Here is a 23,425-nt window from a genome sequence, read left to right on the forward strand (position 1 = left end):
GTGTGCAGGCACGCCGCCTGGCTGGGCGCCGCCCGCCCGCTCACCTGGCTCATCGACGAGCCCGAGCACGGGCTGCTCAAACAGTCGTACGCGCCCCGCCGCCAGCGCCAGGGCCTGATCAACGCCGACGGCTACGGCATGGGCTGGTACGACTCCGTCCGGGCCGAGCCCGTGCGGTACCGCCGTACCGTGCCCATCTGGGCCGACGCCAACCTGCCCGGGCTCGCGCAGGTCGCCCGCTCGACCTGCCTGCTCGCGGCCGTGCGCTCGGCCACCACGGGCATGCCGATCGAGGAGAGCGCCACCGCGCCGTTCACCGACGGGGGCTGGCTGCTCAGCCACAACGGGCGCGTCAGCAGGGACGCGCTGCGCGACCTCGCCGACGACCTGGCCGATCGCGCGGAGAGCGCGTGCGACGCCGCCTGGGTCGCGGCCGCCGTGTTCTTGCGCAGGCGCACCGGGCTGGGCCTGGGCGCGGCGCTGGCCGAGGTCGTCGTCCATGCCGGGGAGAAGGACCCCGGCGCCCGCCTCAACCTGCTCGCCTGCGACGGCGCGTCCGTCGCCGCCACCGTCTGGGGCGACACGCTCTTCTACCGCCAACACGACGACGGCGTACTGGTGGCCAGCGAGCCGCTCGACGATCTGCCGGGCTGGCAGGCCGTTCCCGAGCGCAGCCTGTTCACCGCCACACGCGACCGCGTGAGCTTGCAGCCGTTGTGATCTAAGGAGGCCTCATGGCCGTCAGTCAGTCCATCGTGCATGTGATCAACCATCTTGACCACGACTACCTGCGGCAGGCGCTCGAACGCGACGTCAGGGCCGGCCTGACCGCGTCGCCCAAGTGGTTGCCGCCCAAATGGTTCTACGACGCCGCGGGCAGCGACTTGTTCACCCGCATCACGCGGTTGCCCGAGTACTACCCGACCCGGCGCGAGCTGGCGATCCTGCGGGCGCGGGCCGCCGATCTGGTGGCGGCCTCCGGCGCGGACACGCTGGTGGAGCTGGGGTCGGGCACCAGTGAGAAGACCGAGCTGCTGCTGGAGGCGCTCGCCGCGGCGGGCACGTTGCGCACGTACACGCCGGTGGACGTGGACTCCGTGACCCTCGAGGCGGCGGCGCGGCGGCTGGCCGGGCGCTTCGCCGGGCTGGAGGTGCGGGCGGTGTGCGCCGACTTCGAGCGACATCTGGGGTTGCTGCCGCGTACCGGGCGGCGGATGGTGGCCTTCCTCGGCGGCACGATAGGGAACCTCGAACCCGCCGCCCGCAAGGTGTTCATGAAGGAGTTGCGGGCCACGCTCCGGCGCGGGGACACGTTCCTGCTCGGGGCCGACCTGGTGAAGGACACCGGGCGGCTGGTGGCCGCCTACGACGACACGGCCGGGGTGACGGCCGCCTTCAACCGGAACGTGCTGCGGGTGATCAACCGCGAGCTGCGGGCGGACTTCGAGCCGGAGGCGTTCGAGCACGTCGCGCTGTACGACGAGCGGCACGACTGGATCGAGATGCGGCTGCGGGCCGGCCGGGACATGCGGGTCCGGATCGAGAGCCTCGGGATGGTGGTGGACTTCGCCGAGGGGGAGGACATGCGTACCGAGATCAGCGCCAAGTTCCGGCCGGAGGGGCTGCGGCAGGAGCTGGTGACGGCGGGGTTCCAGGTCCGCCGCGGCTACACCGACCCGGCAGGTGACTTCACCCTGGTCCTGGCCCAGGCGTGATCGCCGGGGCGTGGCGGGGTGCGCGCAGCGTGATGCCGCCAGGGCATCTCGACGCGGCCGGTTGCAACGTGCCCAGCGACCAGGTGTTCGACGCGGTCGTGGCGCACCTGCGGCTGGAACGGGAGCTCGGCGGCTACGCGGCCGTACCGGACCTCACCCCGGCGAAGTCGGCCCTGGCCGCGATGGCCGGGGCCGGTCCGGGGGATGTGGCGTTCCTGGAAAGCGGCACGTCGGCGATGGCGGCTCTCCTGGGCGGATGGCGGCTCGAGCCGGGCAGCCGCGTCGGCTACACCCGCGCCGAGTACGGCAGCACACTGATGCTGCTGCACCGCCTCGCCACCCAGCGCGGCTGGAAGCCCGTCGAGCTGCCGGTGGACGGCGACGGCCGCCTCGACCCGTCCGAACTGGGGGCGGGGCTCGACCTGGTGATCGTCTCGCACATCGCCTCACATCACGGCGTCGTGCAGCCAGTGGGGGAGATCGGTGCGCGGTGCCGCGCGGCCGGGGTCCCGCTCGTGCTCGACGTCTGCCAGTCGCTCGGGCACGTGGAGGTACGCGGGGCAGACGCGACCGCTTACGTGGGCACCTCCCGCAAGTGGCTCGCCGGGCCGCGCGGCGTAGGTTTCCTGATCGTGCCCGGCCTCACACCGGCCATGGACGCCGCGGTCCCGACCCTGCGCGGCCACCTCTGGACGTCACAGGCCGATGATCCGGTGCCGGTGCCCGGCGCGGTGCGGTACGACAGTTCGGAGGCGGCGGTCGCGGCACAGGTCGGGCTCGGTGTGGCCGTGCTCGAGCATCACGCGCTCGGCCCGCCCGCGGTCCACGCGCACCTGGCCGACCTCGGTCGCACGGCGCGCGGCGTGCTCGACGGGGCCGGCGGATGGCGCGTGGCCGAACCGCTCGACGAGCCGTCCGCCCTCGTCACGCTCAGACCCCCGCCCGGTGACACGGCGGAGAGCGCCGCCGCCCGGGCCGCCGCGGCGTCCTTGCTGGTCAGCGTCGTGCCGACCGCCCGGGCGCCACTGGACCTGCGCCAACCCGTGCTCCGCGTCTCCCCGCCACCGGGCACGCCCCTGGAGACCCTGCACGCATTGGCCCGCGCCCTCGCTCGCTGACCGGCCGAGGGCGCGCCGCGTCTCCGCGGTCTAGAGTTCGGATCTTCAGAGGAGCTTGGAGGCTTCGAATCCACAAGATGGCTCCGCGTGAGTGAAGGCCGGCGAGGTAGCTGTCGGGGGTCTTGTCGAAGCGGAAGGCCAGCCCACGCCACTCCTTGATCCGATTGATGCACCGTTCCGCCGTGTTGCGCTGCTTGTACAGATCGGGATCACGGCTGACCGGGCGGCCGCCGCGGGAGGATTACGCCTTGTCGGCGGCCACCGCGCCCGGCCGGGTGCGCGGACGTCCGACGGGCAGCCGGGCCTTGATACGCCCCAGCACGGCATGGAACTGCGGGCTGTCTCCCGCCTGGCCCGGAGTCAGGACAAAGGACAGCGGACCGGTGTCGCCGCGTGCGCTGCAGCGCCGTTCCGTCACTGTCAGCGGCTTCTGGCTGATGGACGCCCTCGCCCGCGCGGCGACCCTCGGCAAGGCGTACATGGAGATGTCCGCGCAGGTGGCCGCGGGCGAGCTGCGCGTGGTCCACGGTGGCGACTACCCGATGTCGGAGGTGCGGAGGGCGCACGACGACCTCAGCAGCCGCCGCACCATCGGCAAGCTCGTGATCGATCCGCATAGATAGTACCGATCGGTTCGATCACTGCTAATATCCGGGGTCATGGCCACATTTGTCCTGATCCCCGGTATGTGTCACGGCGGCTGGTGCTTCGACGGGCTCACCGAGTTGCTGCGAAGCCATGGGCACCGTGCGTACCCGCTGACGCTGACCGGGGTCGGCGAGCGCAGCCACCTCCTCCACGGCGGCGTGAACCTCGACACGCACATCCAGGACGTGACCGGCGTGCTGGCGGCTGAGAACATCACGGACACCGTTCTGGTCGGCCACAGCTACGGCGGGATGGTGATCACCGGAGCCGCAGACCGCGCGCCCGAGCGGGTGCGCGGCCTGGTGTACCTGGACGCCATGGTGCCCGGGCACGGCGACTCCTGCTGGAGCCTGGTCTCTGACCAGGAACGGCAGTGGTACGTGGACGTGGAGGAGAGCGGCTACGCGACCCGGCCACTGCCGTTCTTCGACCCCCGGACCACGGCTCACCCTCTCGCCTCGGTGCTCCAGCCGCTCCGGCTCGCCGGCGACCTCGCGCACATCCGCCGCAGAGATTACGTGTACGCGGCGGGGTGGGACGGCGAGTCGCCGTTCACTCCCGTCTACGAGCGGCTGCGTCAGGACCCTTCATGGACCACGCACGCTCTCGACAGCGCGCACAACCTCATGCGCGACGCGCCTCAGGAGCTGCTGAAGATCCTGCTCGACGCCGTTTAGCGGCCGGCGCCGGAAGTCCCTCGGGGGTTGATCCCCCTGCGCCGTGGCGTTGTAGCGGTCTTCGAACGCTCGAAGCGGCTCCCGACCTTGGCCCGGTCGGCACCGCCTACCGCGACGAGCTCGGCATGGATGCGGACCTGGTCCCGCACTGCCTCCGCCACGCCTACGTCACGCATCTGGTGGAAGACGGCGTCGATCCGAAGTTCGTCCAGGACCAGGTAGGCCACCGGTTCGCCTCGACCACGGCGATCTACACGGGCGTGAGCACGGACTTCATGAACACGATGATGCGCAAGGCCCTGGACCAAGCCTTCGACCACGAGGAGCGGGAGAGAAGATGACCGCCAAGCTGGACTACCGGTGGCATCTGCGCGAGGTCATGGCGACCCGCGGCATGTTCTCCACCACCGACCTGCGGCCGCTGCTGCTGGAGCGGGGCGTGAATCTGTCGTCGAGCCAGATCTACCGGCTGGTCGCCGAGAAGCCCGAACGGCTGAGCCGCTCGCATTTCTGCGCTAGGACCCTGCTCGGCAGAATTGGGGACTGCATCCGTCTGGCGGCGCTGCTGATCCCCATGGGCGGGTTGCGGTCAGGGCTGCCGGGGGTCGTGGCGGGCATGTCGTCGTCGCTGGACGATGTGGAGGCCTGCGTAAGCGCCGGCGAGCAGGGCGAGTGCCGCGATGGCGTACCACTGGTAGTGGCGCAGGTTGTTTTCGATGGTGGCCAGGTGGCGGCCGGCGTAGGAGCCGAGGGTTGCCCATACGGTGACCCAGAGGGCGGCGCCGAGGGCGTTGTAGGTAAGGAAGCGACGCCAGGGCATGCCGGTGGTGCCGGCGATGACGCCGTTGAGCTGGCGCAGACCTTCGATGAACCGGGCCACAATGATGATCTTGAGGCCGTGCCGGGTGACGAACTGTTCGGCTCGCGCGAAGCGGGCGGGGGGCAAGAGCAGGTAGCGGCCGTAGCGGGCGATCAGGCGGCGGCCGCCGGAACGGCCGATGACGTATCCGATGTTGTCGCCGATCACTGCGGCGAAGAACGCCACGACGGCGACGGCCACGATGTTGAGGTGGCCATGGCCGGCGTAGGCCGCGCCGGCGATGAGGACGCTCTCGCCGGGCACTGGGATGCCGAAGCTCTCCAGCAGCACCAGCATCGCGATGGTGAGGTAGCCCGATCCGCCGCGCAGCCCCCATAGCGCGGCGAGGGCGGGCAGGACGGCGGACAGCGGCGTCATCATGATGTGCCGCTGTTGGCCCGTGGATGAGGGGCGGTCGTCATCGCGGTGGCCGCCGGTGGGTAGGCTTTTTCGAACAGTGACTCGGTGTCGGCGCGTGCTTCGTTGGCGGCGGCCAGGCAGGCGGCCATGGTCACAATGAGCACCGCGGAGGTGAGGGGACGGCGCCGCGGTGGGGCGGCGAGCAGGTCGGTGACCCGTTTCGGGACGTCGCCGTGGCCGAACCCGAGGGTGGGCGCGGCCGAGTGCGCTGGGTTGGTGGCGGCCAGGGCGGCGCGGGTGATGGCTCGGGCGGTGGTCCTGCGGTCGCCGGCGTCGGCCGCGGCTCGTTCGTCGGCCCAGCGTTCGGTGGTGTATTCCACGGCCGCCGGCAGCGCCCGGAGCAGCGGGTTCAAGGCGGCGGTCACGGCGGCCGCGGCACGGTAGAGGTGGTGGCGGTCGCGCAGGTGGGCCCGCTCGTGAGCGATCAGGATGCGCCGTTCGGCGGCGTTCAGGGTGCGCAGCATCGCCGTGGTGACGACGATGCGGCCGCCTCCTGTGCGACGGCCGGGTACGGCGTATGCCTGGGGCACGGGGTGGTCGACGACCACCAGGCCGTCCGGTCCGCCTGTCATGTCCCGGCAGGCCCGGGCCGCGCGGCGCAGCGCGAGGCCGTGCGTTACCGCGGTCTTGAGAGCGTAGGCGCTGATGACGGCGAGGATCGCCAGTGCGAGCGTGGCGATCGGCGTCGGCACCGGGTCGTCGGCCTGGAGCAGGTGGACCGACCAGTCGCCTATGTCGGCGACCACCGGGATCTGACCGACATACGTCCAGGCCAGGCAGATCAGCGCGAAGGCGGAGCTACCCGCGCCCACTATGCCCGAGGCCACCAGTAGCCGGGTCGCGCCGGCCGGTGCGAGCCGCCGCCCGAAATGGGGGATGGCCGGTCCGAGCAGCAGCGAGATGACGAACGGCAGGTAGACGATGATGCGCATGTCAGTCGTCTCCTTCCCGAAGTAGCTGCTGCAGAATCTGTTCGTCGTCGGGGCTGAGCCGCGACACGAACTGAGCCAGCACGGCCGCCCGGTCGCTCCTGCGGGCCAGCAGATCCTCCATCGCCTGGGCGGTGTGGGCCGCCTCGTCCACCGCGGGAGCGTAGACGAACCCCCGGCCCACGCGCCGGCGGGTGGCCAGGCCCTTGCGCTCCAGCCGGGCCAGCGTCGTCATGATCGTGGTGTACGCCAGCGTACCCAGCTCGGCCTGCACCTCCGCCGGGCTCAACGGCGACCGCGCCGCCCACAGGGCTGCCAGCACCTCCTCTTCCAGCATCCCCGCGGGCCGTCTGTCCACGCGGCCCTCATCGCTGGGCATGTAGCCATCCTCCCGCACCGTGACCTACTATCGGAGTAGTAGTTACTATTTGGATAGTAGAAAGAGGGTATCGCGTATGGGCCAAGAACAGCAGACCGTGATGGATCCCGGACATGCCGAGATCGAGCAGGTGTGGCCGAGAGACGGCCATGTCCTTGTGATCGGCCACATCGTGGGCACCACCTATGCCATCGGCGCCCCCGAAGCACGAAGAGCCATATTGACCCTCACCAACCGCGACCGCCCCGGCGCCGTGCTGCACTGCCCCGCCACACTCGACGGCCGGCGGTTCGAGGCGTCGGTCGGCGTCGACCTGGTCGCCGCGGCGACGACCGCCGACCGCCAGATCTGGGATCTGCACCTGGCCGTCCCCGGCCTGCCCGACCCGCTGCGGGTGGGCCGTCACCTGGACGACATCGTCAACAAGAAGAAGGTCATGACCTTCCCCGCCCAGAACGGCGACGCCGACACCGGTGCGATCAGCGTCAAGCCGTACTACACCGACTACCAGAACCTGTCCCTGATCTGCCGCGCCGTATCGGCATGAAGATCCGCTATCTGCTCACCAACGCCTACAGCGTCGGCGGCACCATCCGCACCGTGTTCAACCAGGCAGGCGCCCTGGCCGCCGACCACGACGTCGAACTGATCAGCGTCTTCCGCACCCGCGACGACCTCAGGTTCCACCTCGACCCGCGGGTACGCCTGCGCGCTCTGATCGACCTGCGCGGACCCCGCTGGCGCCACCCCATCAACGCCTGGCTCCGCCACCAGCCCAGCAGGCTCATCCCGCGATCAGAAGTCCGCTACGCCACTTTCAGCCGCCTCAGCGACCGCACGCTCGTCCGGTATCTGACGTCACTGGACGACGGCGTGCTGGTCACCACCCGCCCCGCGCTGAACCTGCTGGCCGCCCGTTTCGCACCGCCCAGGGTGGTACGCGTGGCGCAGGAGCACATGCACCTGCGCTCCCACAAGAAGGCTCTGGCCCGCCAGATCGCCCGCTGGTACCCCCGCCTGGACGCCGTGGTCACCCTCACCGAGGCCGACGCGGCCGCCTACGCCGCCGCGCTCAACGGCTCCGCCCCCCGCCTGGCGACCATCCCGAACGCGCTGACCGCCGCCGAACGCGCCCCCGCCGCGCTGGACGGCAACATTGTCGTCGCGGCCGGCCGGCTCACCCGGCAGAAAGGCTTCGACCTGCTGATCGAGGCATTCGCCACCGTCGTCGCCGCCCACCCCGACTGGCACCTGCGCATCTACGGAGACGGCAGCGAACGCGCCGACCTCCAGAGCCTCATCCACCGCCTGCACCTGTACAACCACGTCTTCCTCATGGGCGGCACCACCACGCTGGAGCAGGAACTGGCCAAGGGCGCCATCTTCGCCCTCAGCTCCCGGGCCGAAGGCTTCGCCATGGTCCTCACCGAGGCCATGGCCCACGGCCTGCCCGTCGTCAGCTTCGACTGCCCCAACGGCCCCTCCGAGATCATCACCCCAGGCCAGGACGGGCTCCTCGTCCCGCCCGCCGACATCGAGGCCCTCGCCGCCGGGATCGAATCGCTCATCACCAACCACACGCTGCGAAAGTCGCTCGGCACGGCGGCCCGGCAGTCTGTTGCCCGCTACGACATGGACCACATCCGCCCGCAGTGGGAGCACCTGTTCACCGAACTCCTCGCGGCCCGGACTGCCCCTGCCGCCAGGACAGTACAGGGCAGGAGAGGACCTGTGGATGCCTGACGCGCTCAACCTCCTGGACGCCACCTCGCTGCTGGCGGCGTTCGGCACAGTCGGGGTGTTCGTGGTGCTGTTCGCCGAGACCGGCTTATTGATCGGGTTCTTTCTGCCCGGAGATTCGCTGCTGTTCACTGCCGGACTGCTGTGCACCACCACTGGGGCAGGCGGCGTGCAGCTTTCGCTGCCCGGGGTCCTGGTCGCCGCCGTAGCTGGGGCGCTGCTCGGTGCCCAGACCGGTTACCTGATCGGCCGCCGCGCGGGCGCGGCAAAGCCATCGTCCTTGCCCGCTTCATCCCCCTGGTGCGGACCGTACTGAACCCGCTCGCCGGCGCGGTGAAGGTGCCCGCGCGTACCTTCACGCTCTGGCAGATCATCGGCGGCCTGCTGTGGACGGTCGGCCTGGTGCTGACCGGATATGCCCTGGGGTCCAGCATCACCGGCGTCGACCGTTACCTGCTGCCTCTGGTCGGTGCGGTCGTCGCTGTCTCCCTCCTGCCACTGGCTCTGGAGATCCTCCGATCCCGCCGCCGCTCCCGCACCACCACGAGATCGGCCCAACGACAGGCGCATCGTTGAACGGCAGCGATGTCAGCTTCCCCAACGGTCCGGCCTGCCGTGGCAGCGCCACAAAGCCCGGTGGCACGGAAAATTGCGCCGCGCCTTGAAGCCAGACTGCCCGGCAACCCAGCCGCCTTCCTGGCACCCTTTCCGTCAAGGCATCCGCCATGTCTCGCCCGTGACACCCCCGACCACCTACCACAGAGAGATCCCATGAGTGCTATCACCATCGGCCAGGCCGTCCTGCTCGGAATCGTGGAGGGGGTGACCGAATTCCTCCCCATCTCCTCCACCGGCCACCTCAAGATCGTCGAAGGGCTGATGGGCATCCCGGTCGACGACGCCTCCGTGGTCGGCTTCACCGCCGTGATCCAGGTCGGGGCGATCGCCGCGGTGCTGGTCTACTTCTTCGCCGACATCGTGCGCATCGTCTCAGCGTGGGGCCGCGGGCTGGCCAACCGCGAGCAGCGTTACCACCACGACTACAAGTTCGCCTGGTGGGTCATCTACGCCACCATCCCGATCGTGATCGCGGGGCTTGCCGCCAAGCCGCTGATCGAGGGCCCGCTGGCCTCGCTCTGGGTGGTGGCGGGTTCGCTGATCGTCGGCAGCGGCGTGATGTGGGCGGCCGATCGGATGGGCCGCCACAAGCGCGGCGAGGACGACACCTCCCTCAAGGACGCGATGCTGGTGGGCTGCTCGCAGATCCTCGCCCTGCTCTTCCCCGGCTTCTCCCGCTCGGGCGCGACGATGTCCACCGCGCTCATGCTCGACCTGAACCGGGTGGCGGCGACCCGCCTGTCCTTCTTTCTCGGCATTCCCGCCCTGACCGGCGCGGGCCTGTACGAACTCAAGGACGCCCTCGGCTCCGAGGTCGCCGGCGCCGGTCCCGTGCCGCTCGTCGTGGGCACCGCCGTGTCCTTCGTCGTCGCCTACGCCTCCATCGCCTGGCTGCTGAGGTACGTGGCCCGGCACTCCTTCAACGCCTTCGTCATCTACCGGATCGTCATCGGAACACTGCTGCTCGCACTGCTCGGCACCGGAGCGCTCACCGCATGACCGCCCCGGGTTGATCCGGCGGACGTCCGCCCCGACGACGCCGCCCGCCTGCACGCGCTGTTCACCGCCGCACGGTCCGCGGACTGGGCCGAGTTCCTGGCCGACTGCGGCAAGTTCGACGTCGAACTTGCCTGACAGCCCGGGACGTGTTCGGGGCGGCCGAGGCCGCCGAGCGGCTCAAGCAGTGCACAGCGGCCTGCGAGGACTACGCGGAGAAGGTGTTCACCGCCCTCCACCAGACGTCACAGGAGAGCCTGTGAACTCGGCAGATGCTCCCCAGGTGGCGCCGCGCCGCCAGATGGCCGGACGATCCCTGCGATGAGGCCCCGAGAGAGCAGCTTCCGCCTCATTCACCATTCGGCAGGTTGTGATGGCCGGGCCTACCAGTAGGGGACGAGCGTAGTGTATTGCAGCCCGTCACGCCCTACCTGCGATGGGAAATGCGCGTGCCGACACTGCGGGTCGCGGTCGGCTGAGGGGTCATAGGGGGAGGCCGCCGGTGGCCGAGTTGGTCGAGCCGGTCGCCTGGTAGGCGGCGATCGTGCGTTCGGCGATGCGCATCTGGTGGATCTCGTCGGCGCCGTCGGCGAAGCGTGCCCAGCGGGCATGCTGGAACATGTGCGCCAGTGGCGTGTCCGTCGAGTAGCCCAGCGCCCCGTGCACCTGGATCGCACGGTCCACGATCCGGTTGAGGCTGCCGGCGACGAAGTGCTTGGCCATCGACACCTCCGTGCGGAAGTCCTCGCCCTTGTCGATCTTGGAAGCGGCATGGAGGACCATCAGCTTGCACTGGTACAGCTCCATGGCCGAATCGGCGATCATCCACTGGATGCCCTGCTTCTCGGCCAGCAGCGAGCCGTGGCTGTAGCGGTTGAGCGCGCGGTCGACCATCATGTCCAGGGCCGTCTCCGCCTGCGAGATCCAGCGCATGCAGTGGGCGAGGCGGGCCGGGCCGAGGCGGTACTGGCCGAGGCGGTGGCCGTTGCCGCGCCCGCCGAGGATCTGGCTGTCGGGCAGGCGGAGGTCCTCGATGACGATCTCGCTGTGGCCCGTGGAGCCGTGCATCGTCTCCACCTCGCGTACGTCGTTCCAGCCCGGATCGGGAAGGTCCACGAGGAAGGCGGTGTTGGCGCCGCGCGAGCCCTCGGGCACGTCGTGCTCCGTCCGGGCGATGAGGATGGCGAAGTTGGCCCGGCGGGCGTTGGAGATGAACCATTTGTGGCCGTTGATGAGCCACTCGTCGCCGTCGCGCACGGCCGAGGTCCGGATCAGGGTCGGATCGGAGCCCGCCACCTCCGGCTCGGTCATGGCGAAGCAGGACATCTGCACCCCCTCCACGAGAGGGCGGAGGTACTTCTCCTTCTGCTCGTCCGTCGCCCAGTGCAGGAGGGTGTGCATGTTGCCCTCGTCGGGCGCCATGCAGTTGAGCACCCACGGGCCGATGCGGGTCTTGGCCGCCTCCGACTGCACCATGGCCAGCTCCACGTGGCCCAGCCCCATGCCGCCCCACTCCTTCGGCATGTGGGGCAGCCACAGCCCCTCGGCCCTGGCCTGGGAGCGGAGCTGGAAGATCGTGCGGAGGTACGCGTCCCGGTCGGACTCCTTCACCTCCTCCATGGCGGGGATGACGGTGCCCTGGATGAAGGCGCGGACCCGCTTGCGGATCTCCTCGTGCTCAGGAGCGAGGGTGAAGTCGATGGCCATACCTGACACCGTGTCACGGTCGACGGAGCGGCGTGAAGGCCCAGGCCATGCGCGGCTCGACCGCCCAGTGGAAGAGCCGGCGGACCGGCGAGGTGCAGAGCAGCGTGGCGACGGCCACGCCGAGCAGGATCGACAGCGGCACGCCCAGCGAGAACCGCTCGGCGACCTTGACCACGAATCCGTGCAGCAGGTACGCGTACATGGTGGCCGCGCCCAGTCCGCTGAACCACGTGCGCCGCGCCGGCGTCACCGCGAGGAACGCCGCCACCAGCACCGCCCCGGCCACCAGCAGTCCCAGCCGGACGGCGGTCCCGGTGAGGTCGTCCACGTGCAGGGCCGAGTTGGACAGGCGCCACCTGATCCACTCCGTCGGCACCTGGTCATGCACGAGCAGCGCCGCCGCCAGCCCAAGCCCGAGCACACACGCTCCGGTCAGCCGCATGTACGGCCTGCGCAGCCACGCGAAGTGCTCCGGCTTGAGCATCAGCCCCAGCACGTAGAAGGGCAGCAGGCCGAACGTCCGGTTCATGGCCAGCTCGTCGGGCAGCGCGCTCATCCCGGTCACCAGCGACAGGACGACCGCGATCGCCAGCGGCCACCTGAGCTGCTGCCACACCGGCGTCGACAGCCGCCACAGGAACAGCGAGAGCAGGAACCAGGTCAGGTAGTACGGGTCCAGCAGGCTCAGCTCGAACTTCCCGTACAGGATCAGCCTGGGCAGCGAGTACGCGAACTCGAAGATCAGGTACGGCACCGCCAGCGTCGAGATGAGCTTGCGCGCCTTCCCCGCCGAGAACGTGAACCGGCGCGACAGGTAGCCGCTCAGCACGATGAACAGCGGCATGTGGAAGACATAGACGTAGAAGTAGAGCGCGTGCGGGATGGCCCCGTCCCGCTGGTCCTCGATGAGGTGACCGCACACGACCAGCACGATGGCCAGGTATTTGGCGTTGTCGAAGAACGGGTCCCTGGCGGTGATGGGCTGGGTAGTGGCGGGTGCACTCACAGATCACGCACCCTAGACCGCGCCGGTGTAACCGCTGGGAAACGGGGAGTGAGGGGTTACCGAAGGGCCGATGTCCGATCCGAAGCCCGGGCGTGCGATTTGAGTCGTGGCCGGTCTCGCTGGTAGCGTTCGCGGCATGTCGTTGAACAGCCGATTTTGGCGCTATGTGCAGGCTCCGGGTGGGGCCGAGGATCACATGCGCTGATCAACTGTTCATCCGGAGCCAAAAGGCAGAGCGATTCGTCTCTGCCTTTTCGTCATTGAGGCGGTCGGCTCCGGACCCTCGGGCATGGGCCGTATCGCCGTAGAGCGCAGAGAGCAGGCCCCATGACCGTGACCAGGGATCTACGCGTCACCTCGTTCGAAGCCTTGACCGCCCCGGCGGAGCTTCGCCGGGAACTACCGCTGGGAGAGGACAAAGAGGCGTTCGTCGCGGCGAGCCGTCGTGCCGTACGCGACATCCTCGCCGGCGACGACGACCGGCTGCTCCTCATCATCGGACCGTGCTCCGTGCACGACCCGGAGGCGGCACTCGATTACGCCCGCCGCCTCGCCGAAGCCACGCGCGGCCTGGAGGACGCCCTGTGCGTGGTCATGCGCGTCTACTTCGAGAAGCCGCGAACGACCATCGGGTGGAAGGGGCTGATCAACGACCCGGACATCGACGGCGGCCATGACGTGCAGCGAGGTCTGCACCTGGCCCGCACCGTGCTCCTCGACGTGCTCGGCACGGGGCTGCCCGTCGGCTGCGAGTTCCTGGAGCCCACCAGCCCGCAGTACATCGCCGACGCCGTCACCTGGGGCGCGATCGGCGCGCGTACGCCGGAGAGCCAGGTGCACCGCCAGCTGACCTCCGGCCTGTCCATGCCCGTGGGCTTCAAGAACGCCACGGACGGCGACGTGCAGGTGGCGATCGACGGCGTGCACGCCGCGGCTCACCCGCAGGTCTTCTTCGGCATTGACGATGAGGGGCGGGCCGCGGTGGTGAGCACGAAGGGCAATCCGGACTGCCACATCATTCTTCGCGGCGGTCGTGGCGGTCCCAATTACGACGTGGGATCCGTGAACGACGCCCTCGCCCTGCTGCGGAAGGCACAGCGGCCGGAGCGGTTGATCGTGGACGCCAGCCACGGCAACAGCGGCAAGGACCACGTGCGCCAGGCCGTTGTGGTCCGGGAGGTGGCCGCTCGCATCGCCGAGGGCGAGGAAGGTATCGCCGGGTTGATGGTGGAGAGCTTCCTCGTCCCCGGTCGGCAGGAGCCCGGCCCGCGCGAGGGCCTGACGTACGGGCAGAGCATCACCGACGCCTGCGTCGGCTGGGACGAGACAGAGCGCTTGCTCGAGGTCCTGGCGGCGGCCGCGCGCTCCCGCAGGGAAGCGAGGAGCTGAACCACATCGGCGGTTGCGGCTCGGACAGAGCCGCAACCGCTGGTCAGCGGAGCAGGTCGCGGGCGACGGCGGAGGCCGAGGCGGCATCCAGTCGCCCGTCGATCACGGCCGTGACGACCCGCCTCGTCAGCGTGTTCTCCAGCACCAGCGGCCGGTCCCACGCCAGAGCCTGGCCCACCCCCGGATAGTGCTCCACCCGCACGAACCACGGATCGTCGGCCGTCTGGGCGAAGACGAGCGTCCAGTCACGGCCCTCGGGCGTGGCGCCCGTCATGGCCACCCACGGGGAGCGGCTGCCGTGCACGGCCTGCTCGTCCCCCGGCAGGGTGGCCCGGCCGGTGGAGGTGCCCGGCGCGCGCCAGAAGAACCCGCCGTAGCCCGCGCCCACCCGGCCCTTGGTGGCCGAGCTGTGGATCTCCATGGGCGCTCCGGTGAGGTTCGTCAGCGTGAAGGAGAACTCCAGCGCCCACGCCCCGTCGATGGGCCGGGCGAGCACCGTACGCTCCTCGCGCGCCATCGGCCGTCCGCCGGGGCCTGCCCACTCCAGTTGCTCGACGAAGCCGTCGTCGGTGAGCCGCGAGAACGCCTGGTGGCGCTGGACGCCGTGATCGTCCAGCCAGGCCGGGCCCTGGTCCTTGACGTAGGTGCGGCCACCCCAGAAGTTGGCGCCGCCCAGGTCGGAGATCGCGACTCCCACGCCGAGGTGGTGCACGTGGTCCTCGGGGCGTAGCTGGGTGACCTCCACGCCGGCGAGCGTACGCACCGGATGCAGGTAGGGGCGCGGCGAGTCGGTGGGCGGCAGGTCGGGCCGCCACTCGTAGGAGGCCACCGCCGTGTCCGCGACGCGCAGCTCCACAGCCGTCCACGGCGCATCCAGCTCCGAGTACAGCGCCAGCTCCTCGGCGCTGCGCGCGGTCAGCTCGGCGACGCCCGGCAGGAACCGGTGCGTGACCTCGCCGGACTCGGAGTCCCGCTCGACGACCTGGTGCCGCTCGGGGATCGGCAGCGGCTCGGGAGCCAGCCGCACCGCGTCCAGCACCTGCGTGAACGACTCCGTTGCGGACAGCGGCACCAGCAGACCGGCGCCCGTGCGGAGGTGGTCGATGAGGTTCGCCAGCAGGTCTGTGCGTTCGTACACGGTCGTCGTGACCGAGCCGTCCGGCAGCTCGACCTTGAGCTGGTCCTGCGTGTAGACGAGCGTGGCGCGGCCGGCGTCGCCGTGCACGACCAGGTACGGCTCGTTCCTGCCGGTGGCGCAGAGCGTCACCGCGATCGTGATCACGAAACCGTCGTCGAGCCGGATCCGCAGGCAGGACGTGTCGTCCGACTCGATCGGATTGACGTGGTACAGCTCGGTCTCGATCTCCGCGATGGGGCCGTCCACCAGGGCCAGCGCGGTGGCCACGGCGTGCGCGAACGGGTTCGTCAGCGCGCCGTCCACCACGTCCACGCCGTCGAGCCGGCGCTTACCCGCCCAGGCGGACCTGGTGAAGTACGACGAGGGCCGCTCCCAGGCCCCCGCGCCGCCGATGCCCCGCACGCGCCCGAGGGCGCCGTCGGCGATCAGCGAGCGCAGTGCGGGGACCGCCGCCGAGCCCAGCGACTGGAAGCCCACCTGGCAGGCCAGCCCCGTCTCGGCCACCGCCGCGGCGATCCGGGCGTGCTCGGAAGGGCTGGCCGCGGGCGGCTTCTCCAGCAGCACGTTCGAACCGGCACGCAGGGCCGTCACCGCGAGGTCGGCGTGCGTGTGGATCGGCGTGCAGATGATCGTGATCTCCGCGCCGGTCTTCGCGATGAGCTCGCCCAGGTCCGGCGACTGCAGCGGCGAGGCGAAGTCCACCTCGGCTGGCCGCACGTCGCAGATCCCGGCCAGCTCGATCAGCCCCTGGTCCGTCAGCCTGCGCAGGTTGCCCAGATGGTGCCGTCCGTGCCCGTGCGCGCCGGCGAGTACGACCTTCACCGCGACCACCTCAACCCCAGTCCCGCGTGCTCGCCCGCCCGCAGCACTCCATCGGAAATCTGCACCGGGTACGGCTCCTCCAGCAGCCCGAGCGTCGCGAACGACGCGTCCTCCACGTCCTCCGCCATGACCGGCAGCGGCAGAGCCAGCGCGAGCTGCCCGGACACGTCGCTCAGCAGGTGCGGATAGACCGGCACGTCGTACGTCCTGGCCAGCTCCACGATCCGCAGGAACGGCGTGATCCCCCCGACCCGCACCACGTTCGGCTGGACGACGTCGCACGCGCCCGCGGCCAGCAGGTCGCGGAACCCGTACGTGGTGTAGACGTTCTCCCCGACCGCAACCGGCACGTCGATGGAGCGCCGCAGCTCCACGTGGGCGGCCACGTCGTCGGCAGGCAGCGGCTCCTCGATCCAGTGCAGCCCGAACTCCCGCAACGCGGAAATGGCCCGCCTGGCCCGGTGCAGGTCCCACCGCTGGTTCGCGTCGATCATCAGCAGCCGGTCGGGCCCGATCACCTCGCGAACGGCGGCCACCCGGGCCACGTCCTCCGCCAGATCGGGCCGGCCCACCTTGATCTTGACGCCCCGGTACCCGGCCGCCACCCAGCGCCGGGCCTGCTCCACCAGCTCCTCCAGCGGGTAGTGCAGGTTGACGCCGCTGCCGTAGACCGGCACCTCGTCGCGCCGCCGCCCCAGCACGTCGGCCAGGCCGCTGTCGCCGCAGCGCAGATCCCACAGCGCCAGGTCGATCCCGGCCAGCGCGATCGTGGTGATCCCGCCGGGCCCCGCCTCGCGCAGGTGCCGCAAAAGCCGGTCCCACACCACCTCAGGGTGCGCGGGCAGACCGATCAGCGCCTCGCGCAGGTCGTGGTCGAGGAGGGCCTTCACGGCATGCGCCCCGATCTGCGGCGTCCACGAGAACCCGGTCCCGGTCCGCCCGTCCTTCAGCGTGACCTCGCACACGACCACGTGGTTGGCGGGCACGTCCGCGCCCCACGGCCGGGGAAGGGGGGCGGTGCGTAGGGAGGTGCGTAGGTCGGCGATCGTCATGACGCCGCCAGCTCCAGCCCCGTCTTGATCAGCGCCTCCAGCTCTTGCAGGTGCTCCTCGGTCGGCTCGACCAGCGGCGGGCGGACGGCGCCCACGTCCAGGCCGCGCAGCCGTACTCCGGCCTTGACCAGGGCGACCGGGTAGCCGGGGACCTTGCCGCGCAGCCGTACGAGCGGGGCGTAGAACCCGGTGAGCAGCCGCTCGTCACCGTTCAGATAGGCCAGCGCGATCTCCGGCGCGAACGCGAAGACCGCGCTCGAGTACAGCTCCACGCCGATGCCCCGGTAGGCGGGCATGGTCAGCTCGGCCGTCGGCAGCCCGTTGAAGAACAGGAAGTCCGGGTACGCCTCCCGCACCGCCAGCACGATCCGCTGCATCCTGTCGATGTCGCCCACGCCGTCCTTGAGCCCGATCACCCCGGGGATCCCGGCGAGTTCGACCACGGCCTCCGGCTCCAGCACCACCGAACCCCGCTGGTAGACGATCACCGGCAGCTCCGCGGCCACCGCCGCCACGTAGGCGGCGAAGCCGTGCCCGGGCCCCTGCGCGAGGTACGGCGGCATGAGCAGCAGCCCGTCGGCGCCCGCCTCACGCGCGGCCCGCGCCTGGTTCAGCGCCGTGCCGAGCGGGCCGCCCGCGCCCGCGAACACCGGCACCCGTCCGCCCACGACCTCGGCTGCCACCCGCACCGCCCGCGCGTGCTCCGACTCCGACAGCGCGGAGAACTCGCCGGTGCCGCACGCCACGAACACGCCGCCGGGACCGTGCTCCATGCCCTGCCGGACGTGCTCGGCCAGCACCTCCTCGGCGAGCCGGCCGTCGGCGTCGAAGGGGGTCACGGGGAAGAACAGCACACCGCTCAGATTCATTCAGATTCCTTCAGTTCAGTGCGCCAGCTCCGCCTGGGCTGCCAGCCGAGCAGGCGCTGTGCCTTGGTCGTCGAGAAAGCGGGGGTGGTGCCGGTGAGCCCGGCCGCGAACGGCTCCGTGCCGGGCACGACCTGGGGCAGCAGGTCGGCGAGCGGCTTCCTGGCCAGCGCGTCCGCGGCGCCGGCGAAGAACACCTCGCCGTTCGGCAGCTCGGGCAGCGCCTCGGCAAGCACGGCGATCATGTCAGCGGCGTCGCGGGAGTCGATGTAGTTGAACAGCGAGACCCCGCCCAGCTCCGGGCGGTCCAACCGCTCCCGCACGGTGTGCCCGGACTGCGTGGGCGCGCCCGCCCACTCCTCGGGCGGGATGACGAAGCACGGCCGCACCGCGGCCATCTTGGTCGTCCCGGCCACCGCGAACGCCTTCATGGTCTGCTCGGCCACGACCTTGGACAGGTTGTACGCGTTCCACGGGCGCACCGGGTGCTCTTCGTCGATCGGCAGGTAGGCAGGCGCCCAGCCGCCCGGGGCGCCGTACCCGATCACCGTCGGGCTGCTGGCCACCACCACGCCTCGCACGCCCAGCGCCACGGACGCTTCGCAGACGTTGAAGGCGAGCTGTGTGTTGACCTTGTAGATCACGGACTCCGGATAGCTGAACGGGGTCGCGATGGCGGCGAGATGGATCACGGACTCCGGCTGGAATCTGGCGATCACCTCGAACGCCTCGCCCGTGTCCGTGAGGTCGGCAGGCAGGGTGGCCGCGGCCTCGGCCGGCGTGCCCGGCGCCCGGTCCACGCCGACGACCTCGTGCCCGGCCGCCGCGAGCGTGCTGACCACGCTGCGGCCGAGGCGTCCTGCACTTCCGGTGACGAGGACTCTGCTCACCGTGGGAGGCTCCTTCAAGACTGCAAACAGTTGCACTAAACCTTTGTGTCACCGAGGGCAGGGCGTCAAGTAGTGATTTCCTGGCCCCTGCACGAGCAGGGTTCTTCCCCGCGATCTCGCTCGGCAAGCGCTTTCATCGTACTCAGGGATTCTGCAAGCGGTTGCGTTAGGGTGGGCGACTGTGACAGTGACGATTCGTGATGTGGCCCGGGCCTCCGGCGTGCATGTATCGACCGTGTCGAGGACGTTCTCCGCGCCGCACATGGTGAACGCGGCCACTCGCACCAGGGTGCTGACGGTGGCCGAGGAGCTGGGATACCGCCCCAACCGGGCGGCCAGGGCGCTCACGACCGGCCGCACCCACAACCTCGGCCTGATCGTGGCCGACATCGCCAATCCGTTCTTCCCTCCGCTGATCAAGGCGGCCCACGCGGCGGCCAGGCAGCGCGACTACCACCTGTTCGTGGCCGACACCGACGAGGAGGCGGCCGCCGAGGAGGAGTTGGTGCAGGCGTTCTCCAAACAGGTGGACGGCCTGGTGCTGTGCAGCCCCCGGTCGTCCAACAAGGCACTCGAACGGCTGGCCGAGCGGGTGCCGTTCGTGGTGATCAACCGGCGGCTGCGCGGCGCCGCCACGGTGCTGATGGACGTCGGCAGCGGCGCCAGGATGGCGGTCGAGCACCTGGCCGGGCTCGGTCACCGCCGCGTGGCGCTGGTGTCGGGTCCGGCCGGCTCGTGGACGAGCGCGGAGATCCGTACGGCCGCCGAACAGGTGGACAGCGTCGAGTTGCTCGTCATCGGCCCCAACGCGCCCACCGAGCGGGGCGGGTTCGCCGCCGCGGGCAAGGTCCGGGACTCCGGGGCGACCGGTGTGCTCGCCTACAACGACCTGGTGGCGATCGGGCTCATCGAGGGCCTCGGCGACCTCGGGCTGAGCGTGCCCGAGGACGTCAGCGTCGTGGGGATCGACGACATCGTCCCTGGACGGCTGAGCCGCCCCAAGCTCACCACGGTCGCCATGCCGACCGCCGCTGCGGGCAGGCTCGCGGTGGACCTCCTCATCCAGGAGGTCACGGCCACCACCTCGCTGGATACGCGCCTGGTGATCAGGGATTCCACCGCACCACCACGATAGCCTGCCTGCTGCAAACGGTTGTACTATTCGAGCACCAAATTCGTCTGACTTATCCGCCGGGCGAGCGCACTAGCTGGGCAAACGTCGTAACGATATATCGGTAACGGCTATGTAACGCCTGCAAAGGGTTGACGTAACTTTCCCGCCAGCTATAGGAAAGCGCTATCCATTCACATCTCGCCGGAAGGTCCGTGAATGACGAATGAGTTCCGCCATGGGTGACTCGGTGGCGGTGAAGACCCGGGGCTCGCTACGTGCCCGCCGTGAGGCGAGGGCCGCCTACCTGTTCCTGGCGCCCTGGTTCGTCGGCCTGCTCGTCATCACGATCGGCCCGATCTTCGCCTCGCTCTACCTGTCGTTCACTGACTACAGCTTGCTGCAGGAAGCCAAGTGGGTCGGTTTCGACAACTACGTCAAGATGTTCACCGACGACCCGAGATTCCTCGCCTCGCTGAAGGTGACCACGATCTACGTGGTCGTCTCGGTCCCGCTGCAGCTGGCCTTCGCGCTGGCGCTGGCCCTGGTGCTCGACCGGGGGCTGCGCGGCCTGTCGTTCTACCGCTCGATCTTCTACCTTCCCTCCCTGCTGGGCGGCAGCGTCGCGATCGCGATCCTCTGGCGCAAGGTCTTCGGCGCCGACGGCCTGGTCAACGCGGTGCTGTCGATCTTCGGCATCCAGGGTCCTGGCTGGATCGGCGACCCGGACACCGCGCTGGGCACGCTGATCCTCCTGCACGTGTGGACGTTCGGCGCCCCGATGATCATCTTCCTCGCCGGGTTGCGCCAGATCCCCAGCAGCTACTACGAGGCCGCGGCGGTGGACGGCGCCGGCTCCCTGCGCCAGTTCCGCTCGATCACGCTGCCGCTGCTGACGCCGATCATCTTCTTCAACCTCGTGCTCGAGGTCATCAAGTCGTTCCAGTCGTTCACGCAGGCGTTCATCGTCAGCGGCGGCAAGGGCGGCCCGGCCGACTCCACCCTCTTCTACACGCTCTACCTCTATCTGAAGGGGTTCAAGAGCTTCGACATGGGCTACGCGGCGGCGATGGCGTGGGTCCTGCTGCTCATCATCGCCGCCCTGACCGGAGTGAACTTCCTCGCGTCCAAGTATTGGGTCTTCTATGGCGACACCAAGTAGGCCGGTCCCGGTGCTGTTCCGCCCCCTCAAGGGCGGACGGGTGGTCAAGCACATCCTGTTGATCGGCTTCGGCCTGGTCATGCTCTATCCGCTGCTGTGGATGATCTCCAGCTCGCTCAAGCCGGAGGAGCTGATCTTCCGGGAGCCCGGGCTGTGGCCCAGCAAGGTCACGTTCGAGAACTACAGCCAGGGCTGGAGCGCGCTGAAGCACCCCTTCGGCTACTACCTGTGGAACTCCGCGGTGGTCACGGCGCTGTCAGTGGTGGCGAACCTCGTGGCCTGCTCGCTGGCGGCCTACGCCTTCGCCCGGCTGAACTTCCCGCTGAAGAAGTTCTGGTTCGCGATCATGCTGGGTACGATCATGCTGCCGCACCACGTGGTGATCGTGCCGCAGTACATCATGTTCTCGAAGCTCGACCTGATCAACACGATCTGGCCCCTGGTGATGCCCAAGGTGCTGGCGACGGACGCGTTCTTCGTCTTCCTTATGGTGCAGTTCATCCGTACGCTGCCCAGGGAACTGGACGAGGCTGCCGAGATCGACGGAGCGGGCTATTGGCGCATCTTCATCAGGGTGGTCATACCGCTCTGCATGCCGGCGCTGGCCACGACCGCGATCTTCACGTTCATCTGGACGTGGAACGACTTCCTCAGCCAGCTCCTTTACCTCAACAACCCGGACAACTTCACTGTCCCGGTCGCGCTGCGCACGTTCCTGGACGCCAGCAGTGACTCGTCATGGGGGCCCATGTTCGCCATGTCGATCATCGCGCTCGGTCCGATCTTCGGCTTTTTCCTGGCCGGTCAGAAATACCTCATCCGTGGTGTGGCCACCACGGGGCTGAAGTAGTTCCTCCACCACCCCCCGACAAAGAAGACCCCTAGGAGGTAGAGCCGTGAGCTCTGGCAAGAAGATGTGGTCGGCGGCATTGCTCGCCACCGCTGTGCTGGCGGTCACCGCGGCCTGCGGCAGCGGCAGCGGCGGCGAAAGCGCCGATGGCAAGGTCAAGCTGCGCTTCTCCTACTGGGGTAGCGACGCCCGGCAGAAGATGACCGAAGAGGCGATCAAGAAGTTCGAGGCGAAGAACCCGAACATCGACATCGAGGGCGAGTTCTCCGACTGGGCCAGCTACTACGAGACGCTGTCCACGAAGGTCGCGGCCAGCGACGCGCCCGACGTCATCACCCTCGAGATCCGCGGCCTGCGCGAGTACGCCGACCGGGGCACGCTGGCCGATCTGGCCAGCAAGGTCAACACCGCCGACATCGACGCCAAGGTGCTGGCCTCCGGAGCCATCGACGGCAAGCAGTACGCCATCCCCACCGGTGTCAACGCCTTCTCCCTGCTCGTCAACCCCTCCCTGGTCGAGGGCAGCGGGCAGAAGCTGCCCGACGACTCCACGTGGACCTGGGACGACTATGTCGACCTGGCGTCGAAGATCACCGCCAAGGGCGGCGGCAAGGTCACCGGGACGCAGCTGAGCTGGAACCCCGCCTACCTCCAGATCTACGCCGCGCAGAAGGGCGAGTCGTTCTACCAGGGCAACAAGCTCGGCGTGTCCCCCCAGACGATCAAGGACTGGTGGGCCATCATGCAGAACCTGATCAAGACCAAGGGCGCTCCTGACGCCGCCAAGAGCTCCGAGATCGGCGCGACCAGCATCGACCAGTCGCTGCTCGGCACCAACACCGGCGCGATGGGCATGTGGTGGAGCAACCAGCTCGGCGCGGCCGCCAAGGCGTCGGGTAAGGACCTGGACCTGCTGCGGATGCCGAAGATCCAGGGTGCCACCACCGGTGGCATGTTCCTGCAGCCCGCGATGTTCTACACCGCCTCGTCGAAGTCCGAGCACGCGGCCGAGGCCGCCAAGTTCATCGACTTCATGATCAATGACCCGGAGGCGGGCCAGATCATCCTCAGCGACCGCGGCCTGCCGGCCAGCTCCAAGGTGCTGGCGGCGGTCAAGGACAAGCTGCCCGACGCGGACAAGAAGACGCTCGCGTTCCTCGACAAGGTCAAGGGCGAGCTGGCCGACCCGCCCGCCGCCCCGCCGAAGGGCTCCAGCGCCACAGAAGACATCCTCACGCGGTACTCGGAGGAGGTCATGTTCGGCCGGATGACCCCTGACGACGCCGCACAGAAGTTCATCACCGAGGTCAACGCCTCGATCGCAGGTTAAAAG

The 23,425-nt window shown here is 69.5% G+C and carries 25 protein-coding genes and 2 pseudogenes; 18 read left to right on the forward strand and 9 right to left on the reverse strand.

Annotation, left to right across the window (positions count from 1 at the left end):
- The 7 genes and pseudogenes from egtC to ACQPWU_RS09575 all read left to right on the forward strand — a co-directional run.
- Positions 1-720 (forward strand): ergothioneine biosynthesis protein EgtC, encoded by a 720-nt coding sequence (gene egtC, locus ACQPWU_RS09545; protein WP_433438467.1) that lies wholly within the window; start codon positions 1-3, stop codon positions 718-720.
- Positions 721-734: 14 nt separating this feature from the next.
- On the forward strand, positions 735-1,715 hold the full coding sequence (egtD, locus tag ACQPWU_RS09550; RefSeq protein ID WP_433438468.1) for an L-histidine N(alpha)-methyltransferase: 981 nt from the start codon (positions 735-737) through the stop codon (positions 1,713-1,715).
- 32 nt (positions 1,716-1,747) lie between these two features.
- Positions 1,748-2,833, forward strand: coding sequence for an aminotransferase class V-fold PLP-dependent enzyme (locus tag ACQPWU_RS09555; protein WP_433445179.1), 1,086 nt, complete (start codon positions 1,748-1,750; stop codon positions 2,831-2,833).
- A gap of 383 nt (positions 2,834-3,216) precedes the next feature.
- On the forward strand, positions 3,217-3,456 hold the full coding sequence (locus ACQPWU_RS09560) for a zinc-binding dehydrogenase (RefSeq protein ID WP_433438469.1): 240 nt from the start codon (positions 3,217-3,219) through the stop codon (positions 3,454-3,456).
- A 36-nt stretch (positions 3,457-3,492) separates the two neighbouring features.
- Positions 3,493-4,158 (forward strand): alpha/beta fold hydrolase, encoded by a 666-nt coding sequence (locus ACQPWU_RS09565; protein WP_433438470.1) that lies wholly within the window; start codon positions 3,493-3,495, stop codon positions 4,156-4,158.
- On the forward strand, positions 4,071-4,499 hold the full coding sequence (locus ACQPWU_RS09570; RefSeq protein WP_433438471.1) for a tyrosine-type recombinase/integrase: 429 nt from the start codon (positions 4,071-4,073) through the stop codon (positions 4,497-4,499). Before ACQPWU_RS09565 ends, ACQPWU_RS09570 begins: the two co-directional genes overlap by 88 nt.
- Positions 4,496-4,654: pseudogene (locus ACQPWU_RS09575) on the forward strand (helix-turn-helix domain-containing protein); the annotation flags it as partial. The gene ACQPWU_RS09570 and the pseudogene ACQPWU_RS09575, both read left to right, overlap by 4 nt.
- 93 nt (positions 4,655-4,747) lie before the next feature.
- On the opposite strand, the gene ACQPWU_RS09580 reads toward ACQPWU_RS09575, so the two are convergent.
- The 3 genes from ACQPWU_RS09580 to ACQPWU_RS09590 are packed head-to-tail and all read right to left on the reverse strand — an operon-like array spanning position 4,748 to position 6,745.
- Complete coding sequence (locus ACQPWU_RS09580; RefSeq protein ID WP_433438472.1) at positions 4,748-5,398, reverse strand: DedA family protein; 651 nt, start codon at positions 5,396-5,398, stop codon at positions 4,748-4,750.
- Positions 5,395-6,369: a M56 family metallopeptidase gene (locus ACQPWU_RS09585; protein ID WP_433438473.1), complete on the reverse strand. Its 975-nt coding sequence runs from the start codon at positions 6,367-6,369 to the stop codon at positions 5,395-5,397. Before ACQPWU_RS09585 ends, ACQPWU_RS09580 begins: the two co-directional genes overlap by 4 nt.
- A 1-nt stretch (position 6,370) precedes the next feature.
- A complete protein-coding gene (locus ACQPWU_RS09590; protein ID WP_433438474.1) occupies positions 6,371-6,745 on the reverse strand; it encodes a BlaI/MecI/CopY family transcriptional regulator in 375 nt (124 codons plus the stop codon).
- A gap of 76 nt (positions 6,746-6,821) precedes the next feature.
- Here ACQPWU_RS09590 and ACQPWU_RS09595 point away from each other — a divergent pair, with 76 nt between their 5' ends.
- From ACQPWU_RS09595 to ACQPWU_RS09620, 6 genes and pseudogenes are all read left to right on the forward strand, one after another.
- Complete coding sequence (locus ACQPWU_RS09595) at positions 6,822-7,292, forward strand: hypothetical protein (RefSeq protein ID WP_433438475.1); 471 nt, start codon at positions 6,822-6,824, stop codon at positions 7,290-7,292.
- Positions 7,289-8,488 (forward strand): glycosyltransferase family 4 protein, encoded by a 1,200-nt coding sequence (locus ACQPWU_RS09600; protein ID WP_433438476.1) that lies wholly within the window; start codon positions 7,289-7,291, stop codon positions 8,486-8,488. Before ACQPWU_RS09595 ends, ACQPWU_RS09600 begins: the two co-directional genes overlap by 4 nt.
- Positions 8,481-8,801, forward strand: coding sequence for a DedA family protein (locus ACQPWU_RS09605; protein ID WP_433438477.1), 321 nt, complete (start codon positions 8,481-8,483; stop codon positions 8,799-8,801). The genes ACQPWU_RS09600 and ACQPWU_RS09605 overlap by 8 nt, the downstream gene beginning before the upstream one ends.
- Entirely contained in the window at positions 8,786-9,061 is a 276-nt protein-coding gene (locus ACQPWU_RS09610) for a DedA family protein (RefSeq protein ID WP_433438478.1), read from the forward strand. Before ACQPWU_RS09605 ends, ACQPWU_RS09610 begins: the two co-directional genes overlap by 16 nt.
- 195 nt (positions 9,062-9,256) lie before the next feature.
- Positions 9,257-10,102, forward strand: a complete 846-nt coding sequence (locus ACQPWU_RS09615) for an undecaprenyl-diphosphate phosphatase (RefSeq protein WP_433438479.1) — start codon at positions 9,257-9,259, stop codon at positions 10,100-10,102.
- A gap of 57 nt (positions 10,103-10,159) precedes the next feature.
- Positions 10,160-10,362: pseudogene (locus tag ACQPWU_RS09620) on the forward strand (Chromate resistance protein ChrB).
- Between the two features lie 220 nt (positions 10,363-10,582).
- On the opposite strand, the gene ACQPWU_RS09625 reads toward ACQPWU_RS09620, so the two are convergent.
- Together ACQPWU_RS09625 and ACQPWU_RS09630 are read right to left on the reverse strand one after the other, a co-directional pair.
- Positions 10,583-11,806 carry an acyl-CoA dehydrogenase family protein gene (locus ACQPWU_RS09625; protein ID WP_433438480.1) on the reverse strand — a complete coding sequence of 408 codons (1,224 nt, stop codon included), beginning with the start codon at positions 11,804-11,806 and terminating at the stop codon, positions 10,583-10,585.
- A 13-nt stretch (positions 11,807-11,819) separates the two neighbouring features.
- A complete protein-coding gene (locus tag ACQPWU_RS09630; protein ID WP_433438481.1) occupies positions 11,820-12,812 on the reverse strand; it encodes an acyltransferase family protein in 993 nt (330 codons plus the stop codon).
- Between the two features lie 327 nt (positions 12,813-13,139).
- Here ACQPWU_RS09630 and ACQPWU_RS09635 point away from each other — a divergent pair, with 327 nt between their 5' ends.
- Entirely contained in the window at positions 13,140-14,201 is a 1,062-nt protein-coding gene (locus ACQPWU_RS09635; protein WP_433438482.1) for a 3-deoxy-7-phosphoheptulonate synthase, read from the forward strand.
- A 43-nt stretch (positions 14,202-14,244) separates the two neighbouring features.
- Here ACQPWU_RS09635 and ACQPWU_RS09640 read toward each other — a convergent pair whose 3' ends face one another.
- The 4 genes from ACQPWU_RS09640 to ACQPWU_RS09655 are packed head-to-tail and all read right to left on the reverse strand — an operon-like array spanning position 14,245 to position 18,969.
- Complete coding sequence (locus ACQPWU_RS09640; RefSeq protein WP_433438483.1) at positions 14,245-16,161, reverse strand: DUF6807 family protein; 1,917 nt, start codon at positions 16,159-16,161, stop codon at positions 14,245-14,247.
- Complete coding sequence (locus ACQPWU_RS09645; protein ID WP_433438484.1) at positions 16,158-17,213, reverse strand: mandelate racemase/muconate lactonizing enzyme family protein; 1,056 nt, start codon at positions 17,211-17,213, stop codon at positions 16,158-16,160. The genes ACQPWU_RS09640 and ACQPWU_RS09645 overlap by 4 nt, the downstream gene beginning before the upstream one ends.
- Entirely contained in the window at positions 17,210-18,082 is an 873-nt protein-coding gene (locus tag ACQPWU_RS09650; protein ID WP_433438485.1) for a 5-dehydro-4-deoxyglucarate dehydratase, read from the reverse strand. Before ACQPWU_RS09650 ends, ACQPWU_RS09645 begins: the two co-directional genes overlap by 4 nt.
- On the reverse strand, positions 18,079-18,969 hold the full coding sequence (locus tag ACQPWU_RS09655) for an NAD-dependent epimerase/dehydratase family protein (RefSeq protein ID WP_433438486.1): 891 nt from the start codon (positions 18,967-18,969) through the stop codon (positions 18,079-18,081). Before ACQPWU_RS09655 ends, ACQPWU_RS09650 begins: the two co-directional genes overlap by 4 nt.
- A 181-nt stretch (positions 18,970-19,150) precedes the next feature.
- Here ACQPWU_RS09655 and ACQPWU_RS09660 point away from each other — a divergent pair, with 181 nt between their 5' ends.
- From ACQPWU_RS09660 to ACQPWU_RS09675, 4 genes are all read left to right on the forward strand, one after another.
- Positions 19,151-20,104 (forward strand): LacI family DNA-binding transcriptional regulator, encoded by a 954-nt coding sequence (locus tag ACQPWU_RS09660; RefSeq protein ID WP_433438487.1) that lies wholly within the window; start codon positions 19,151-19,153, stop codon positions 20,102-20,104.
- Between the two features lie 214 nt (positions 20,105-20,318).
- Complete coding sequence (locus tag ACQPWU_RS09665; protein WP_433438488.1) at positions 20,319-21,242, forward strand: carbohydrate ABC transporter permease; 924 nt, start codon at positions 20,319-20,321, stop codon at positions 21,240-21,242.
- Positions 21,226-22,092, forward strand: coding sequence for a carbohydrate ABC transporter permease (locus ACQPWU_RS09670; RefSeq protein ID WP_360688855.1), 867 nt, complete (start codon positions 21,226-21,228; stop codon positions 22,090-22,092). Before ACQPWU_RS09665 ends, ACQPWU_RS09670 begins: the two co-directional genes overlap by 17 nt.
- A 46-nt stretch (positions 22,093-22,138) precedes the next feature.
- Positions 22,139-23,422 (forward strand): ABC transporter substrate-binding protein, encoded by a 1,284-nt coding sequence (locus ACQPWU_RS09675; protein WP_433438489.1) that lies wholly within the window; start codon positions 22,139-22,141, stop codon positions 23,420-23,422.
- The last annotated feature ends 3 nt before the right edge of the window (positions 23,423-23,425 follow it).

The organism is Nonomuraea sp. CA-141351, assembly GCF_050944675.1.
GTDB lineage: Bacteria > Actinomycetota > Actinomycetes > Streptosporangiales > Streptosporangiaceae > Nonomuraea.